Source organism: Streptomyces sp. NPDC033165, from assembly GCF_055577965.1.
Genome location: NZ_JBVIPK010000001.1, coordinates 783,533 through 799,839 on the forward strand (window position 1 = coordinate 783,533; position 16,307 = coordinate 799,839).

Below are 16,307 nucleotides of genomic sequence, written 5' to 3' on the forward strand. Positions count from 1 at the left end.
TCACTCGACGCGCACACGCCATCGCATTCCGCGATGCGCCTGTAGTGCGCGCCAGGAGAGAAATGCCGAGGGCAGCTTGATGACAACCGTTCTGCTGGTCCACACCGTGCCGCTGTGGCGTGCTTCGCTGGCCTCCCTGCTCGGCGCGGGGCAGGGAATAGACGTGACGACGGCTGACCGGGGCGCGATACGTTCGGCACTCGCCGGCACCGGGCCGGAACCAGGACCGGATGTGCTGCTCACCGACCTCGACTGTCCGAACGCGCTGGTCGTCCTGGAGGAGGTGAGGTCGCTGGCCGAACCGCACGGCAGGGGCTGTCCGCTGGCGGTCCTCACCCGCAGCGACCGGCCGCGGGGGTTGCGCCGGGCCTACGAGGCGGGCGCCCGCGGCTATATCGACAAGTACCGGCCGGTGGACGACCTCTCCGAAGTCATGCACAAACTGGCCGACGGCGGACGGCATATCGACGAGTCACTCGCGTTCAGCCTGTTGCAGGTGGCCGACATGCCCTTATCGCCCAGGGAATTGAGTGTGCTCTCCCTTGCCGAGGGCGGGGAGACCGTCTCCGGTATCGCGCAGCGGCTGCATCTGACCCCTGGCACGGTGCGCAACTACCTCGCCGCCGCCATTCGGAAGTCCGGGGCGCGCAATCGGGTCGACGCCATCAGACGGGCGAAGGAGGCGGGGTGGATATGAACCCGTTCCCGTGGGCCGGCTGTCCGGTTCGCCGTTGTTGCGGCGGGGCTCCTCGTCCGGTTCCCAGAGCCCGGCCAGGTCCCGGTAGAGGGCCGAGGTCCGCAGCAGTTCCGCGGAGGTCCCGCAGCGGGTGCGGGGGCCGTCCATCACGAGGATCCGGTCGGCGCGGCGGGCCGAGCTGAGGCGGTGGGCGACGACCACAAGGGCGCCCGGCAGCGCGGCGAAGGCGAGCTCGGCGCGGGTCTCGGCGGCCGGGTCGAGGCGGCTGGTCGCCTCGTCGAGCACGATCATGGGCGGGGCCGCCAGATACGCCCGTCCGAGGGCTACCAGCTGGCGCTCCCCCTGGGAGAGCCGGTCCGGTTCCAGGTCCGCGTCGAGTGATCCGAGCCGGGAGAGCAGGCAGTCCAGGCCGAGCGCGTCGATCATGGCGGCGATGGACCGGTCATCCGCGTCCGGGCGGAGGTAGCGGAGGTTGTCGCGCAGCGAGCCGGTGAACACGTAGGCGTGCTGGGGCAGCAGGACGCGTACGGAGGTGGCGTCGGCCCCTCGCGCCGGCCGCCCGTGCCACAGCACGGCGCCTCCGGTCGGCGCCTCCACGCCGGCCAGGACTGCGGCGAGCGTCGACTTGCCGCTGCCGCTCGGCCCGACGACGGCCAGGTGCTCGCCGGGGGCGACGCAGAGGGAGAGCCGGTCCAGCACGGGGTGCGCGGCGGGCCCGTACGCGAAGGTGGCGGCGCGGAGTTCGGCCACGGGGGCGTGGCCCTCCGGAAGCGGTCGGGGGTGGTCCGCCTCGTCCTCGGCCGGGGGCGGCGGCGCGTCCGTGAAGCGGTCCAGGACCACCAGCAGGCGGCCGCCGACCGTGGAGAGCATGGTCATCAGCGCCTGGACCGCCGGAGCCAGCGCCTGGGTGAGGTAGGTCAGTGCGCCCACCAGTGCGCCGGACGTAAGGCCGTTGCGGAGCAGCCAAGGAGCGCCGACAAGCAGCAGGAGGGGCGGGAAGCGGCCGCAGACCGCGAGCGCCACCACCCGTACACCGGACCAGCGGGCCAGTGAACGGGCCGCGCGGACCTGGTCCTCGGCCAGGTCCCGGGCCTCCGCCACCGTGCGGTCGGCGGCCCCGGCGGCGGCGATGTCCCGCAGGTCGCCGGCGGCCCGGCCCGCGTGGGCCGCGTACGCCTCGTCGGCGGTGAGGTAGTCGCGCTGGCGGGCGGCCATCGGCAGCAGGGTGGCCAGGAAGAGGGCGGCGCCCAGGATCAGCGGGGGCGCCACGATCAGCAGGAGCCTCGGCTCCAGGGCCAGCAGCCCCGCCACGGCCCCGGCCACCGTGAACACGAACGACCGCAGCGTCAGGACGAGTCCGGCCCAGCCGTCCCGGGCGATCTCACTCTGGTGGGTGACCTGGGAGAGGGAGCGGGCGGTGGTGCCCGCGGGGTGCGCGAGCGCACCGGAGAGCGCCCGGGACACCGCGCGCCGCACGAGTCCGTCGCGCAGCGGCTCCACCAGGTCCGCCAGGCGTGCGAAGACCCCGCGGGTGGCCAGCTGGGCGGGGAGCACGGCCGCGGCGGCGACGGCCAGCCAGAGGAGGCCGGTGAGCGGGCGTCCGGCGAGGAAGCCGTGGTCGAGGGCCCTGGCGACGCCGTATCCGCCGAGGAAGGTCTGGACGAACTCCAGCAGGGACCAGCCGGCCAGTCGCCAGGCGACTCCCGTGCGGGCGCGGAGGAAGGGGCGGGCGTCGTGCGTGACGCGGGTGAGGGCGCCGTCGCGGCGAGCGTCGCCCTGGGCCGGTCGGGGTCGTCGGGGTGGCCGAGGTGCCTTCACCGGGTCTCCGCTGCCTGCGTCGCTTCGGAGCGCGGCGGGCTCGGCGGCACCTCCGCCGGCTCCGTACGGAAGACCGCCCGGTACTCCGGATCGGCCCACAGCTCCTCGTGCGGGCCCGTCGCCCGGACGCGGCCGTCCTCCAGCCAGAGGACCCGGTCCGCGCGGGCGGCCGAGGAGAGCCGGTGGGCCACGATCACGCGGGTGCAGCGCCCGGCCCGCTCGTCGAGGGCGCGGCGGACGTGGTGCTCGGTGACGGTGTCGAGGCCGGAGAGGGCGTCGTCCAGGATCAGCAGCCGGCCGGGGTGGGCGAACGCGCGGGCCAGGCCGAGCCGTTGGCGTTCGCCGCCGGAGAGCGGGGCGTCGGTGAGCGGGGTGGCGTAGCCGTACGGGAGGAGCCCGACGAACCCGTCGGCGCGGGCGGCCCGGGCGGCGGCCCGTACCGCCTCGGGGGCCGCGGTCCACGGCCCGAGGGCGATCGTGTCCTCGACCGTGGTGCCGGGCAGGGCGGGGCGCGCGAAGGCGTAGGCGACCTCGGGGCGCAGGAGGGCGGGGTCCATGGCGGTGAGCGGGACGCCGTCGAGGAGCACGGTCCCGGTGTCCGGGTCCAGGAGTCGTCCGGCGACCGCCGCGAACACCGACTTGCCCGAGCCCGAGCGCCCGACGACGGCCAGCGACGTACCGCCGGGGACGCTCAGGTGTACGCCGGTGAGCAGCGGCTGCCCGTCCTGGACGACACCGACGTCCCGGAGTTCGAGGTGGCCCGGGCCGCCGGGGAGCGGGCCCAGCCCCTCGTGCGGCAGCGGGTCCAGGGTGAGGAGCGGGTCCAGGGTGCGGGCGGCGGCCCGGCTGCGGGCGAGAGCGCCGAGGGCTCCGGTGAGGGCGCCGATGCCGACGGCGAGAGCCGCGTACCGGGAGGCGGCGACCAGGTCGCCGACGCCGATCGCGCCCGCGCCGAGGCGGAGTCCGCCGACCGCGAGGACCAGCAGCATGAGGAGGGGCAGCAGGAGGGCGCTCTGGCCGGCGGCCCGCCCGTACACGGTCCAGGTGCGGCGGCCGTGGTCGGCCAGGGCGCCGAGCGGTTCGAGGATGCGGCGGTACTCGCGGGCTCCGGTGCGGGCGGCGCGGATGGTGTCGGCGCCGTCGAGGGCCTCGGTGAGGCGGTGGGCGATGACGGACTGAGCACGCTGGTAGTCGGCCCCGGCGTCGGCGGTGCGGCGGGTGAAGGTGTGCAGGAGGGCGACGAGGAGGGGTGCGCCGAGGAGGAAGGCGGCCGCCGTCCAGGGGTCGATGAGGAAGAGGCCGGCGACCGCGCCAAGGGGCAGCAGGACGCCTGCGACGGCTCCGGCGGCGGTGACGGGTGCGGCCGCCGCGTCGGCGGTGCGGGCGGTGAGCCGGGCGGTGAGGTCGCCGGTCGGTACGGCGAGGGCGGCGCGCGGTTCGGCGGCCAGGACCCGGGCGGCGGTGCGGGTGCGCAGGTGGGCGGTGAGCCGGGCGGTGGTGCTGGTGCCGAGCACGGCCGCGCCCGCGTCGAATCCGGTCTCGGCGAGGGTCAGTACGGCGCAGAGCAGCAGCCCGGACCAGGGCACGGGACCGCCGTCGATGAGCCCGTCGACCGTGTGGCCGAGGGCGGCGGGCAGGGCGAGGGCGGCGAGCGCGCCGCCGGTGGAGCAGAGGAACAGGGCCAGCAGGGCGGCGGGGTGGCGGCGGGCGAGCCCGCGGGGGCCGGATGCGGTCGCGGGGCGGGGTATCAGCCGCACGTATTCCTGCCTTCCGGCTCGCGGCGGTCGGTCGGCACGTGGTCTCCCTTTCCGGACCCGCGTCGATCGCGTACGGACGTGAGGACGCCGCCGGTCCCGGGCGGACGAACCGCACGGGACCGGCGGACGGGCCGCCCGGTCCGCCGCTACGTTCACCGGCGGAGCGGGCGGCGAGGCGTCACGGGGTGCAGAGGGTCACGCTCAGCGAGCTGTACTCGCAGACCAGGAGCGAGACCTGGCTGCCCGTCGCGAGCTCACCGAAGGAGTCCTCGGCCGGGGTCTCCATCGCCTGAAGGTCGAGAAGCGCCATGATGGTGTTTCCTTTCTGGGACGGCAACCGGAATCCGTTGCTCCGGCTGGGTGTTGAGCGGTGGTGTTGCTACGACCCCTGAAGGAGCCGGTCCGTGGGGCCGCTCGCGCGGCCGGGGTGGGCCGCCTGTGGAGCGGCGGCGAGGAAGGGAAGCGTGGCGGGCGGGCCCGGTGCGGTGTCCAGCGCACTGCCCAGGGCGAGCAGGCAGCCGGCGGTCCCGGTGGCCAGGTCCATCGACATCCGCATCAACTGTTCGCCGGCGAAGGCGAGTCCGCCCTCGTACGCGAGCGCCTGACCGGCCAGGAGGCGGGTGTGGAGGCGGATCGCCCGCTGCCGGGTCTCCTCGTCGCACAGGGGCGTGGCCGCCAGGTGCAGGAGGAGTCCGGCCGAGCCGCGCAGCAGTCCGGGCTGGACGTAGAAGGCGGAGAGGGCGGCCGGGACCAGGGCGCGGCCCGCGGCCTCCAGCTCCGGGTCGGGGCGGTGGGCCAGGTAGGCGTCGATGACGGCCGCGATGCCGGCGCTGCCCGCTCCGAGGTAGGGCATCAGCCGCTTGCCCTCGACGACGAGGAGTTCGCCGTCGTCGCCCGCCCGGCACCGGTCCAGGTCGCGCCGCAGCGCGGCGGCCGCCAGGTCGAGGAGGGCGGTGTCCCCGGTGGTCCCGTACCGGCGGACCAGCAGCAGGGCGACCCCGCTCGCGCCGTGCAGGAGCCCGGTCCGGGGTGAGGGCGGACCGTCGACCAGGGCGCGTACGGCGAGGTCGGTGCAGCGGTCGGCAGCGGCGGCGAGCGCCGGGCCTTCGACGGCGGAGGCGGTGCGGGCCAGGTCGTCGAGGGCGAGGCCGATACCGGCGTACCCGCTGTGCAGGCCCGGCGTCAGGCCTTCCAGGGGCTGCCCCAGGACGATCCGGATGAGGTCGGACGCCTCGGCGGGGCGGCCGATCCGGTCCAGGGTCCAGGCGATGCCGGTGAGACCGTCGTAGAAGCCGAGGGGGGAGCCGGAGGCCGGGTCCTTGGCCTGCCGCAGCAGCCATTCCTCGGCCGGCTCGACGCGCGGGGCGCCGGTCTCGTGCAGGGCGTAGAGCACTCCGGCCGCCCCGTACGCGAAGGACTGGCCGCCGGTCGCCGTGGCGAACTGGGCGATGTCGCCCGGGAAGCACCGGTCCTCGCGGTCGGGCGTACAGGAGGCCGCGATGGCCCGGGCCATCGCGGCGCGGCTCTCCGGCCAGTCACCGGGGGCCGGCGGCAGCGCGGCAGCCGGTTGCGTACCCCGCAGGATCTCCTCCACCGCCGGCCGCAGGCTCTCCTCCGCCACCGGGAACACACCTGCGATCTCGCGGGCGAGACCGGCGGCCTTCGTGCGGTCGACGCCGAAGAGCGTGGTGAGCGGCAGATACAGGGCGAGCCGCAGACAGGCCAGCGCGTACCGGTCGATCTCGGTGCCACGCCGGTCGGGCGGGGCCACGAAGGCCGGGTTGGCGACGATCTGGCGGCGCCGGTCACCGGCCGGGGAGGCGGCCTCGAAGTCCAGGAGGAAGATCCGGGAGGTCTCCTCGTCGACCATGACGTTGCTCATGTGCAGGTCGCTGATGACGATGCCCCGGGCGTGCACGGCCTCGACGGCGCGCTCGACCTTCCCGTACACCTCCTCGGCCCACGCCGCGTGTTCGGCGAGCTGCTCCGGGCCCGGGTTCTGCCGGGCGAGCGGGAAGCGGCGGGCGAAGACGGTGTTGAGGGTGGTGCCCGGCAGGTACTGGAGGACGAGGAAGTGGTGGTCACCGGCCTCGAACGCGTCGTGCACGGCCGGTGCGCAGTCCAGTCCGGCCAGTTGCTCCAGCGCGGCCCGCTCCCGCTCCAGCCGGGCGACGGCGTCCGCCCCGTCGGCGGCGAGCCCGGCGTAGGGGCGGGCCTCCTTGAGGACGACCTGCTCGCCGGTGCGGGTGTCGCGGCCGAGGTAGACGCCGCCGCCGTTGGAGAAATGGAGCGCCTTCTCGACGGTGTACGGCACATCGCCGAGGCCGACGGCGGCGCGGGCTTCGAGGTGCGGGCGCAGGAAGTCGGGCGGCGTCACCCAGGCGGGTATCCGGAAGGCGGGGCCCCGGTCGTCGGGGACCAGGCGGCCCTGCGGGTCGGCGACGGCGGGCACGGGCCGCCCGTCGGGGCCCGTACAGAAGCGGGCGGCGAACGACCCGTACCGGGTGTGCACCGGACCGTTCCCGCACCGCAGATCGCTGAGGATGTACGGGCCGTGCTCGCCCTCCAGCAGCTTCATCAGCGCGGCGCACACCTCGGGGAACGTGTCCTCGGAGTGCGGGTAGACGGTGATGAACTTGCCGCTCCCCGCCCGGTCCGCGTACTTGGCGTTCCGCAGGTTCAACAGGCCCGGCGACGGTACGCACTTGAAGGGCAGCCGGTGGGCCAGACAGTGTCCGGCGACCCGCTCCAGCACGGATGCGGCGTTGTCGGCGGCGGCCGATATGTGGATCTTCCAGCCCTGGGCCGGCAGCCGGAGCCCGTCCGGGCTGAAGGAGAGCCAGTCGCCGCGCCGGGAGCGGGTCCACCCCTGGGGTGCCGCGCCCCGGACCGGAGCGAAGAACGAGCGGTCCTCGTCCCCCTCTCCGAGGGATTCGGGGGAGCGGTGGGGGGCGTCGTAGAAGCGGCGGTCCGCCTGGCAGTACGCGGCGTACTCCGGATTCACGACATTCCCCTCGCTCGGTCGTTGCTGACGAGAGAGAAATTGTCACAACGATGAGCATCGCCAATAGTCACCGATGTCACGACTCATACATGCGCACGACCCATGCGGACCGCATCGCCTTCCGGTGACTTCCCAGCTGCGGACGGGGGCGCGCGGGGGGCGCGTTCAGCCCGCCACGCGCACCAGCCCGTCCCCCGCCGACGTACGGAAATAGAGCACGGACCGTCCGGCCCGGCGGCGGCGCACCAGCCCGGCGTCCAGCAGGACCCGCAGGTGGCGCCCGACGGACCCCAGCCCCTGCCCGGTCAGCGCGGTCAGCTGGGTCGTGGACAGCGGCGAGGCCAGCAGGACGAGAACTCCCGCCCGGGCGGGGCCGATCAGCGCTCCGAGCGCCTGCGGTACGGGGGTTCGCCCGGGGTCGGCGAGGGCGCCCGCGCACGGGTAGACGACGCCGTAGCGGTGCGGGATGTCCCAGCAGACCCAGCCCACGTCGGCGGTGACGGGCGTGAACACCAGTTGCGCCCCGTCCAGTTCGCGCGGCGGGTTGTCGTACGCGTTGATCTGGAGCCGGCTCTTCCCCAGCCAGCGCATCCCGGGCCGCATCCCGTCGATCGCCTCCGCCCAGCCTCCTCGGCTCAACCGGGCGGACCTGGCGATCACGTCGGCCTCCAGAACCCGGCGCCGGGCGGGCCACTCCGGCTCCACCGCGTGTGTCCACACCCACTCCAGGACGTCGGCACTGCGGGGGGCCAGGTCGTCCCGGTCCAGCGCGGCGGGGCGCTCACCCTGCTCTCGGCGGCGGACCGGGTGCCGCCGCGCGCCGCGCTGACCGCCCTGGCCCTGCTGTCCGCGCTCGGCGCGTGCGTCCAGGCGGTTCCGGGGCTGCCGCTGTGGGCCGCGTTCGCCGTGCTGCTGGCGTTGGGGGCGGCCGCGTCGCCGGGCGGCGGCGTACGGTACGGGCTGCTCAACGAGATCGTTCCGCGCGAGGGGTTCCTGCTCGGCCGCTCCGTGCTGACCATGACGGGCGGCGCGATGCAGATCTGCGGGTTCGCGGTGGGCGGGATGCTGGTGGCCGTGTTCTCCGCGCGCGGCACGCTGCTGGTCGGGGCGGCCCTGTACGTCGTCGCGGCGGCCGTGGCCCGGTTCGGGCTCAGCGCCCGGACGCCACGGGCCACCGGCCGGGCCTCGGTCGGCGAGACCCGGCGGACGAACGCGCGGCTCTGGTCGTCCGTGCCGCGCCGGTACGTGTTCCTCGCGCTGTGGGTGCCCAACGGGCTCGTCGTGGGCTGCGAGTCCCTGTACGTCGCCTACGCCCCCGGACACGCCGGGCTGCTCTTCGCCGGCGGGGCCCTGGGGATGCTGGCCGGGGACGCGCTGGTCGGGCGGTTCGTCACGGTGCGGTGGCGGGCGCGGCTCGGCAGCCCGCTCCGGCTGCTGCTGGCCGCGCCCTACCTCCTCTTCGTCCTGCGCCCGGGGCTGCCGATCGCGCTGGCGGCGGTGGCCCTGGCGAGCGTCGGCTTCGCCGCGAGCCTGCTGCTCCAGGAACGGCTGGTGGCCCTTACGCCGCCGGAACTGAGCGGTCAGGCCCTCGGGCTGGCCTCCTCGGGGATGCTCGCGATGCAGGGGGTGGGCGCCGCCGTGGCGGGGGCCATCGCCCAGCTGACCTCCCCCGCGACGGGTATGGCGGCGGTCGCGGCGCTCTCGGTGGCGGTGACCCTGGCGCTGGCGCCGGGGCTGCGCACCGCGGCGGGTGAGGACGGGGGCGGACTGCCCGGGGAAGAAGGATCACCGTACGGGCACGTCCCGTCCCCGCCGCCCCTACGAAAGGATCAAGCGGCCGGAGGTGTCACGCCGCCCGCCACGCATCCGTGACGCACGAGACCTCGAAGTGCCACCAGCCCTCGTCCCGGCCCCGGGCGAGCAGCGCCTTGACCCCCCGCAGGTCCGCCCCGCCCGGCACGGTCAGCGCGACCAGCGGGAACTCGGCGCTGAACACCTCACCCCGCAGCCCGAACCCCGCGAGCCGCTCGTGCACAGCGCGTGCGTCCGGCCCGAGCGGACCCTCCGGCACGGGGAGCACCCGTACGGTGCAGTTGCCCGAGTCCGCCACCCGGCCCATGGCCCAGTGCACGCCGTGCTCGTCCGTCCGGAACCGTACGGTCTCGCCCTCGGCGACCCCGTCCTGAAGGAAGGGCACATTGTCCACCCGTGCGGTGTCCGGACCCATCCGTGTCGCCCACAACCCCTCCGTGTCGTACGGCAACCAGCCCTCGCGAGGCACGAAGCGGAACCAGATCTTGATCTGGTCGGTTTCACGGGGCGGGCGTTCCGGTCCGGCAGGGGCACTCATGGCCCCATCGTCCCCCGTACGCCCCGCCCTCGCCTGTCCGGGGGCGGGCCGGCCGAGCCGGAATCGTCAATTCCCCGGCACGCGACACCAGTTGTTGGATTAATCAGCGCCTCATGGGGCTCCTCGATCACACCTCTTGATGTGTACGGCCGACCTGGGCAAGCGCACGCCGCCCCCGCCCGGAGCGGTCCGGGCGGGGGCGGCGGATGGCGCCCTCGGCGGCGCGCCCGTAGGACGTCAGCCCTGGCCCGTCAGGTCGATGGTGACCGTGCGCTCGGCCGGGGTCTTCCCGGTCAGGGCCGTCTTCATGGCCTGGGCCACGTCGTCCGCGCCGACCTGGCGCGCCTTGCCGTCGGCCTTGACCGCCGTGATGCCGTCGAAGACGCCCTCCAGGAGGGTGTCGATCGCCTTCTTGTCGTAGACGTCGACCAGCCGCCCCTCGACGGGCTTCATCGAGAGGATCTGCGGCAGGCTCCTGGCCGGGCCGAACTGGATCTGCTTGGGTCCGGCCTTGATCGTGATCAGGCCGGACATCGCGGGCTCCGCGAACTCCTTCATCGCCCGGTTCAGTTCGGCTTCGGTGATGGTGGGTTCGCTGGTGGTGACGGGCAGTTCGACCAGTTTGGCCTGCCCGGTCTGCACCTGGGCGCGGAAGGCATCACGGACCGAGATCAGCGACTGGCCGACGTCCAGCGTCTTGCCCGGCTTGCCCGGCACCGCCACGGCCTTGTTCGGCTCGAAGCGGATCGTGGCGTCGGCGGCGGACCCGGAGTCGCCCGCCAGGTCGGACAGGGCCACGCCGAGCTTCTCCTCGTCGACCGGGATCACCGGGTTGGCGGGGCGCTCCCTGCCGAACAGCGAACCGATCACCGAGACGGGGTTGTAGTCGCTGCCCGCCGCGCCGCGCACGGTCTCCTGGCTGTCCAGGGTGAGACCGGCCTTTGCGGGGTCGAGCTTCTCCTCCTTGCCGTCCACTGACAGCTGGAGCGGCGTCCGGGCCCGCTCGCCGAGTGCGGCTTCGAGCTTGGTGACCGCCTCCTCCTTGGTGCCGCCGCCGATGTCGACTCCGAGCACCGTGGTGCCCTTGGGGACCTCGGAGTGGTTCAGCAGGAGGCCCGCCCCGTAGGCGATCCCGAGCAGCACGACCGCGGCCACACCGAGGAGGACCAGCTTCGAGCGGCCCTTCTTCGCGGGGGCGGGAGCAGAGGCGGGAGCGGGGGCGGACTGCGCCGCCGGACGGGGTGCGGCGGGCCCGGGTGCGGGAACACCGGATTCCCCCGGCCCGCCGGGGCCGCCCGCCGCCGGGTCGCCGAGGCCGTCCGGCCGGTCCGGGAACGGCGAGCGGGGCCCGCTGGGTACGACCGGGATGCCACTGGTCAGCGTGTCGCCCGAGACATGGCCGCCGGGGCCGGGCTCGGGCACCGGTGCCTGCGGCGTGAGGATCGCAGTGTCGTCGGACATCCGGGGCGGTACGCCGCCGGGGACGCCCGGGACCATCGGGCCTGGGCCGCCGAGGCCCGGGATGCCGCTGAGGTTCGGGGTCAGCGATGAGGTGCCGGTGGCCGGGCCCGTGGTGGGGCCGGACGGGCCGGGCGTCCGCACACCGAGGTCGGGGGTGGACAGCGGACCGCCGCCGGAGGGCTCCGCGCCGTACCCGTCGAGCGCGCTGCGGCGGGGTGCGCCGGGGTCACCCGGACCACCGCCGGGCTGCGGGGCGTCCGAGAAATACGGCAGGTCGGGGCGCGAGGGACCCGGGCCGCCGCCGGGAGCGCCGGGACCGGACGGGCCGGGCCCGCCCGGACCGCCCGCACCCGGACCGGAGCCGAGGCCACCCGGGCCGGAACCGACCGGACCGCCCGGAGCGCCCCCCATGGCGGAAGAGCCGCCACCGGCAGCGCCGGGGCCCTGCGTGGCCACGCCCTGGGGCGGGGTCGGGGCCTTGCGCGGGGCGAACCAGTCGCTGCCGCTCTTCTCCCGGGCCGGCTTCTCCGCGGGCACCTGGTCGGCGGGCGCGCCGCCGTCCCGGGACCGGTCGGCCGTCGCGCTGCTGTCCGGAGCGGCCGGGCCGGACGGGCCGGACGCACGGTCCGCACCGCCCGCGCGGCCCGCCGGTGCGGCCGACGGCGTGCCGGGGCGCGGTGTGCTGCCGGTGCGCTCCGCGTCGGGGCCGCCCGTGGCGATGTCGCTCTCGGCCATCGGCGTACGCATCACGACCGGTGGGATGGGGCGCGACCCGGGGATGTTGATCCGGATCCGCGTCGTCAGCGTCGTCTCGGTCTTCGGTTCCTCGGGCCGGGGCGGATCCACGGATTCCGGGGTGCCGTCCGAGCCGTCCTGCGACGGGTGCAGCGACGGATACTGGCGGGATCCGTACGGCGGCGTACCCGATGGGTACGCGGCCCCACCGCGCCCCTGGGGCCCGGACGACGAACTGTCAGTTTCACGACTCAAAGCAGGTTCTCCCGATTGGCTCCGCCGCCCGTACTTCCCCCATGCCGCAGGCCAGGGGACGGCTCGGCGCGCGCACCACCATACTGGCCGCCGCCGTCGGACACTCCGCGACCGGGGGAAACCTCCACCCGTGCATCACACCTGTGGGGGTTGTTCCGGTCCCGGACTTGGCACTTCAGATGCCGGACCGGGCGTTGCGGGTGGCTGATTGCGGCACTTTTGACGTGGTGGCGCACATCACAGCGACGGCGGTGCCGCCGAGCATGAAGAGCACCAGGCCGAGTTCGTCGCCGAAGACGTAGTCGCCCTCCGGCCGCCCGCTCAGCAGAAGGAACACGGTGATGAACCAGCCGACCGCGGGCGCGAGCGCGCCGATCTGGGTGCCGGTCAGGATGCGGCCTCCGTAGAAGAGGCCCCCGGAGCCCGCCAGCGCGATGATCAACCCGCCCGGGAACCAGGCGGCTTGGACGAGCGTTCCGGCGAGCGCGACGAGGACGCCGAGCACGGCCAGGCCGAAGTAGCCCGCGATCCGGGCCGGGTTCGGCCGGGCGGTGAACGCGGAAGGCTCGGGGGCCCTCGGCGGGGCGTCGGTCCGCGGGGCACGGGAGGCGCCTGCGCGATCGCGGCCCTTGCCCGGGTTGCCGCCTGTTCCGCCACCCTTGCCGGGGTTCGCGCCCTTGCTCCCGCTCGCGCCGCCGCCCTTGCCCGGGCTGCCGCTCATGCCGCGCCCCCCGTGGTGTCCGGCAGGCCCGCGAACAGGTCGCTCTCGCGGGCTCCCGGGGGCGCCCCCGGGACTCCCCGCACCAGCTGGTACCACTCGGTCGTCAGCAGGGGCTGGCCCAGGTCGTTGGAGAGGGCGAAGAAGGGGCCGTCCACCACGATCTGGGTGGCATGGGCGCGCATCGCCGCCGACTTCGCCCCGGCGTACGCCGATCCGTCGATCTCCGCGGTGATCTCGTCGCCCGCGACCACTCCCGGGACGTCGTCCACGGCCGCGATGCCCGGGAAGGCGTCCGGCGCCGTGGTGCGCAGCCGGTCGAAGGCGGCCTCGGCCACGGGGCGCTCCACCCGGTTCCAGTAGATCTTCGCGACGGTGTGCGGGACGCCGGTGCCGTGCGCCGGGTCGGCGGCCAGGTCGGCGGCGCGCATCGCGACCCGGTGGGCCTGGATGTGGTCGGGGTGGCCGTAGCCGCCCTCGGGGTCGTAGGTGACCAGGACCTGGGGGCGGACCTCGCGGATCACCTCGACGAGGTGGGCGGCCGCCTCGTCCACAGGGGTGGACCAGAAGGAGCCGGGGCGGCCGTTCTGCTCGGCGCCCATCATTCCGGAGTCCCGGTAGCGGCCCGCGCCGCCGAGGAAGCGGTGGTCGGTGACGCCGAGCCCCTTCATCGCCGCGGCCAGCTCGCCGACCCGGTGGGGGCCGAGGACGTCGTCCCGGTCGGCGGCGAGGCGGGCGAGGGCGGGCGGGATGACCTCGCCCTCCTCGCCGAGCGTGCACGTGACCAGGGTGACGTGGACGCCCTCGGCCGCATACCTGGCCATGGTGGCGCCGTTGTTGATCGACTCGTCGTCCGGGTGCGCGTGCACCAGCAGCAGACGGCGGGCGGGAAGGTCCTTCATGGGGACCACCCTACGAGCCCGGAGACCCCCCGTGCCCCCGTGCCCCCGCGCCCCTGTGCCTCGCGGCCCGTACCCCGTGCCCGGCCCGGGTCAGAACTTGATGCTGCTGATCATCCCCGCCACGTTGGTCGTCAGGTCGGAGATGGTCGGCGCGATGGACGAGCTCGCGATGTAGAACCCGAGCAGCATGCAGACCACCGCGTGCCCCCCCTTCAGTCCGGATTTCCGGATCAGCAGGAAGACGATGATCGCCAGCAGCACTACCGCCGAAATCGAGAGCGCCACGGCGGTTCACCTCCATCAGTACGGTCGGGACGGGCGGCACACGCGGAGCCAGCAGGTTCATACCCACCGAGCGCTACGGATCATAACTATCCGTGCCAACGCATTGATCGGGGCATTGCAGCACGAGGGGCGCACGAACCGCGCCACGCGGCCGAGTTCGGAGCTAGGTTCGGAGCCATGACCTCGCAGAAGCTGTCCTTTCCCCGCCAGCACGCACGGACCCAGCGGTTCACTCTCGGCGCACCTCGCGCCTTCACCGTCTCACCGGACGAGACACGCGTGATCTTCCTCAGGTCCGCCTCCGGCACCGACCGGACCACCCGCCTGTGGGTGCTCGACCCGGCGACCGGTGAGGAGCGGATCGCCGCCGATCCCGAACTCCTGCTGGGCGGTTCGGCGGAGAAGCTGTCGCCGCAGGAACGGGCCCGGCGCGAGCGGACCCGGGAGGGTTCGGCGGGCATCGTGTCCTACGCGGTGGACCGGGCTGCGGAGCTGGCGGCCTTCGCCCTGTCCGGAAAGGTGTACGTGGCCGAGCTGCGGGCCGGGACCGCGCGGGCGCTGCCGGTGCCGGGCCCGGTGATCGACCCGCGCCCCTCGCCCGACGGGCGGCACATCGCGTACGTGGCGAAGGGCGCGCTGCGGGTCGTCGGGGCGCAGGGCGAAGGCGACCGGGCCCTGGCCGAGCCGGAGGACTCCCACGTCACCTACGGCCTGGCGGAGTTCGTCGCGGCCGAGGAGATGCACCGCTACCGGGGCTTCTGGTGGTCTCCGGAGTCGGACCGGCTGCTGGTGGCGCGGGCCGACGACAGCCCCGTACAGCGGTGGTGGATCGCCGATCCGGCGCACCCGGAGCGCAAGCCCGCCGAGGTCGCCTACCCGGCGGCGGGGACGCCCAATGCCGAGGTGCGGCTCTTCGTCATGGACCTGGAGGGGGCCCGCCGTGAAGTGGTCTGGGACCGGGCCGCGTTCCCGTATCTGGCCCAGGCGCACTGGTCCTCCGCGGGTGCTCCGCTGCTGCTGGTGCAGACCCGCGACCAGCGCGCTCAGCGGTATCTGGCGGTGGACCCGGAGACCGGCGCGACCCGGATCGTGCATGTGGACGAGGACCCGGTGTGGCTGGATCTTTTCCCCGGGGTGCCCGCGTGGGCACCGGACGGGCGGCTGGTCCGGATCGCGGACGAGGGCGGCGCCCGGGTGCTCGCGGTCGGCGACCGGCTGCTGACCGGCTCCCAGCTGCATGTCCAGTCGGTGCTGGACATCGGGGAGTCCGACATCCTGGTCTCGGCGGTGGCCGGTGAGGACGCGGTCGAGCCGGAGGTCGGGCAGATCCATGTGTACCGGGTCAACGAGCTGGGAATCGAGCGGATTTCCGAAGGGGTGGGTGTGCACTCCGCCGTCCGCTCGGGCGGCCTGACCGTGGTGGTCTCGGCCGTCCCCGAGGAGCCCGGAGCCGCCGCGTGGGTGCTGCGGGACGGCAAGCGGCTGGCCCGGATCGCGAGCTTCGCCCAGAGGCCGGTCCTCTCCGCCGTCGTGACGCTCACCGAGGGGGGCGCACGGCGGATTCCGTGCGCCGTGCTCCTTCCCACGGGCTACCGGGAATCGGATGGTCCGCTTCCGGTCCTGATGGATCCGTACGGCGGTCCCCACGGCCGCCGGGTGGTCGCCGCCCACAACGCGCACCTGACCTCGCAGTGGTTCGCGGACCAGGGCTTCGCGGTGGTCGTCGCGGACGGGCGGGGCGCGCCGGGCCGCTCGCCCGCCTGGGAGAAAGCGGTGCGGGACGACTTCACCCTCACCCTGGACGATCAGATCGAGGCGCTCCGGGCGCTCGCCGAGCGGTTCCCGCTCGATCTGTCCCGGGTCGCCATCCGGGGCTGGTCGTACGGGGGTTACCTCTCCGGCCTCGCGGTGCTGCGCCGCCCCGACGTCTTCCACGCGGCCGTGGTGGGCGCTCCGGTGACGGACTGGCGGCTGTACGACACCCACTACACCGAGCGCTATCTCGGGGACCCGGCGAAGCAGCCCGAGGTGTACGCGTCCAATGCGCTGGTCACCGACGAGGGGCTGTCCGAGCCCGCCGAGCAGCTCCGCCCGATGATGATCGTCCACGGGCTCGCCGACGACAACGTGGTCGTCGCGCACGCCCTGCGGCTGTCCTCGGCGCTGCTGTCGGCCGGACGGCCGCACGAGGTGCTGCCGCTGAGCGGGGTGACGCACATGACGCCGCAGGAGCAGGTCGCGGAGAACCTGCTCCTGCTTCAGGTGGACTTCCTCAAGCGCTCGCTGGGGCTGACCCGGAGCTGAGGGCTCCGTACCCCGCCCGCC

Annotated in this window: 11 protein-coding genes and 2 pseudogenes; 3 read left to right on the forward strand and 10 right to left on the reverse strand. The window is 74.5% G+C overall.

Translation table 11 applies throughout. The features are described 5' to 3' along the window. The first annotated feature begins 79 nt into the window (after positions 1–79). Entirely contained in the window at positions 80–697 is a 618-nt protein-coding gene (locus ACZ5WC_RS03775) for a LuxR C-terminal-related transcriptional regulator (RefSeq protein WP_468539303.1), read from the forward strand. Positions 698–1,021: 324 nt separating this feature from the next. Here ACZ5WC_RS03775 and ACZ5WC_RS03780 read toward each other — a convergent pair. The 5 genes and pseudogenes from ACZ5WC_RS03780 to ACZ5WC_RS03800 all read right to left on the reverse strand — a co-directional run. After that, positions 1,022–1,912, reverse strand: a pseudogene (locus ACZ5WC_RS03780) (ATP-binding cassette domain-containing protein); the annotation flags it as partial. Between the two features lie 599 nt (positions 1,913–2,511). Then, positions 2,512–4,272 carry an ATP-binding cassette domain-containing protein gene (locus tag ACZ5WC_RS03785; protein ID WP_468539304.1) on the reverse strand — a complete coding sequence of 587 codons (1,761 nt, stop codon included), beginning with the start codon at positions 4,270–4,272 and terminating at the stop codon, positions 2,512–2,514. A 178-nt stretch (positions 4,273–4,450) separates the two neighbouring features. Further along, the gene (locus ACZ5WC_RS03790) at positions 4,451–4,582 is read right to left on the reverse strand and encodes a SapB/AmfS family lanthipeptide (protein ID WP_096626963.1); all 132 of its coding nucleotides are present in this window, start codon (positions 4,580–4,582) and stop codon (positions 4,451–4,453) included. A 69-nt stretch (positions 4,583–4,651) separates the two neighbouring features. Further along, positions 4,652–7,276 carry a class III lanthionine synthetase LanKC gene (gene lanKC / locus ACZ5WC_RS03795; protein ID WP_468539305.1) on the reverse strand — a complete coding sequence of 875 codons (2,625 nt, stop codon included), beginning with the start codon at positions 7,274–7,276 and terminating at the stop codon, positions 4,652–4,654. Between the two features lie 165 nt (positions 7,277–7,441). After that, positions 7,442–8,065: pseudogene (locus ACZ5WC_RS03800) on the reverse strand (ArsR/SmtB family transcription factor); the annotation flags it as partial. Here ACZ5WC_RS03800 and ACZ5WC_RS03805 point away from each other — a divergent pair. Next, positions 7,985–9,148, forward strand: a complete 1,164-nt coding sequence (locus ACZ5WC_RS03805; protein WP_468539306.1) for an MFS transporter — start codon at positions 7,985–7,987, stop codon at positions 9,146–9,148. The pseudogene ACZ5WC_RS03800 and the gene ACZ5WC_RS03805 overlap by 81 nt on opposite strands. Here the strand turns inward: ACZ5WC_RS03805 and ACZ5WC_RS03810 are convergent. The 5 genes from ACZ5WC_RS03810 to ACZ5WC_RS03830 form a co-directional block, all read right to left on the reverse strand. Beyond that, a complete protein-coding gene (locus ACZ5WC_RS03810) occupies positions 9,123–9,626 on the reverse strand; it encodes a DUF4265 domain-containing protein (protein ID WP_468539307.1) in 504 nt (167 codons plus the stop codon). The genes ACZ5WC_RS03805 and ACZ5WC_RS03810 overlap by 26 nt on opposite strands. Before the next feature lie 237 nt (positions 9,627–9,863). Then, positions 9,864–12,077, reverse strand: coding sequence for a peptidoglycan binding domain-containing protein (locus ACZ5WC_RS03815; RefSeq protein ID WP_468539308.1), 2,214 nt, complete (start codon positions 12,075–12,077; stop codon positions 9,864–9,866). Positions 12,078–12,252: 175 nt separating this feature from the next. After that, positions 12,253–12,798 (reverse strand): DUF6113 family protein, encoded by a 546-nt coding sequence (locus tag ACZ5WC_RS03820; RefSeq protein WP_468539309.1) that lies wholly within the window; start codon positions 12,796–12,798, stop codon positions 12,253–12,255. Then, a complete protein-coding gene (gene mshB / locus ACZ5WC_RS03825) occupies positions 12,795–13,697 on the reverse strand; it encodes an N-acetyl-1-D-myo-inositol-2-amino-2-deoxy-alpha-D-glucopyranoside deacetylase (protein WP_468539310.1) in 903 nt (300 codons plus the stop codon). The genes ACZ5WC_RS03820 and mshB overlap by 4 nt, the downstream gene beginning before the upstream one ends. A 90-nt stretch (positions 13,698–13,787) precedes the next feature. Further along, a complete protein-coding gene (locus ACZ5WC_RS03830) occupies positions 13,788–13,982 on the reverse strand; it encodes a hypothetical protein (RefSeq protein WP_010063247.1) in 195 nt (64 codons plus the stop codon). A 177-nt stretch (positions 13,983–14,159) separates the two neighbouring features. Between ACZ5WC_RS03830 and ACZ5WC_RS03835 the strand changes: the two genes are divergently transcribed. Next, the gene (locus ACZ5WC_RS03835; RefSeq protein WP_468539311.1) at positions 14,160–16,286 is read left to right on the forward strand and encodes a S9 family peptidase; all 2,127 of its coding nucleotides are present in this window, start codon (positions 14,160–14,162) and stop codon (positions 16,284–16,286) included. Positions 16,287–16,307: the final 21 nt, after the last annotated feature.

Coding starts and splice junctions, on each gene's coding strand:
- ACZ5WC_RS03775 (WP_468539303.1), top strand. CDS start 80: ATGACAACCGTTCTGCTGGTCCACACCGTGCCGCTGTGGCGTGCTTCG.
- ACZ5WC_RS03790 (WP_096626963.1), bottom strand. CDS start 4,582: ATGGCGCTTCTCGACCTTCAGGCGATGGAGACCCCGGCCGAGGACTCC.
- ACZ5WC_RS03810 (WP_468539307.1), bottom strand. CDS start 9,626: ATGAGTGCCCCTGCCGGACCGGAACGCCCGCCCCGTGAAACCGACCAG.
- ACZ5WC_RS03820 (WP_468539309.1), bottom strand. CDS start 12,798: ATGAGCGGCAGCCCGGGCAAGGGCGGCGGCGCGAGCGGGAGCAAGGGC.
- mshB (WP_468539310.1), bottom strand. CDS start 13,697: ATGAAGGACCTTCCCGCCCGCCGTCTGCTGCTGGTGCACGCGCACCCG.
- ACZ5WC_RS03835 (WP_468539311.1), top strand. CDS start 14,160: ATGACCTCGCAGAAGCTGTCCTTTCCCCGCCAGCACGCACGGACCCAG.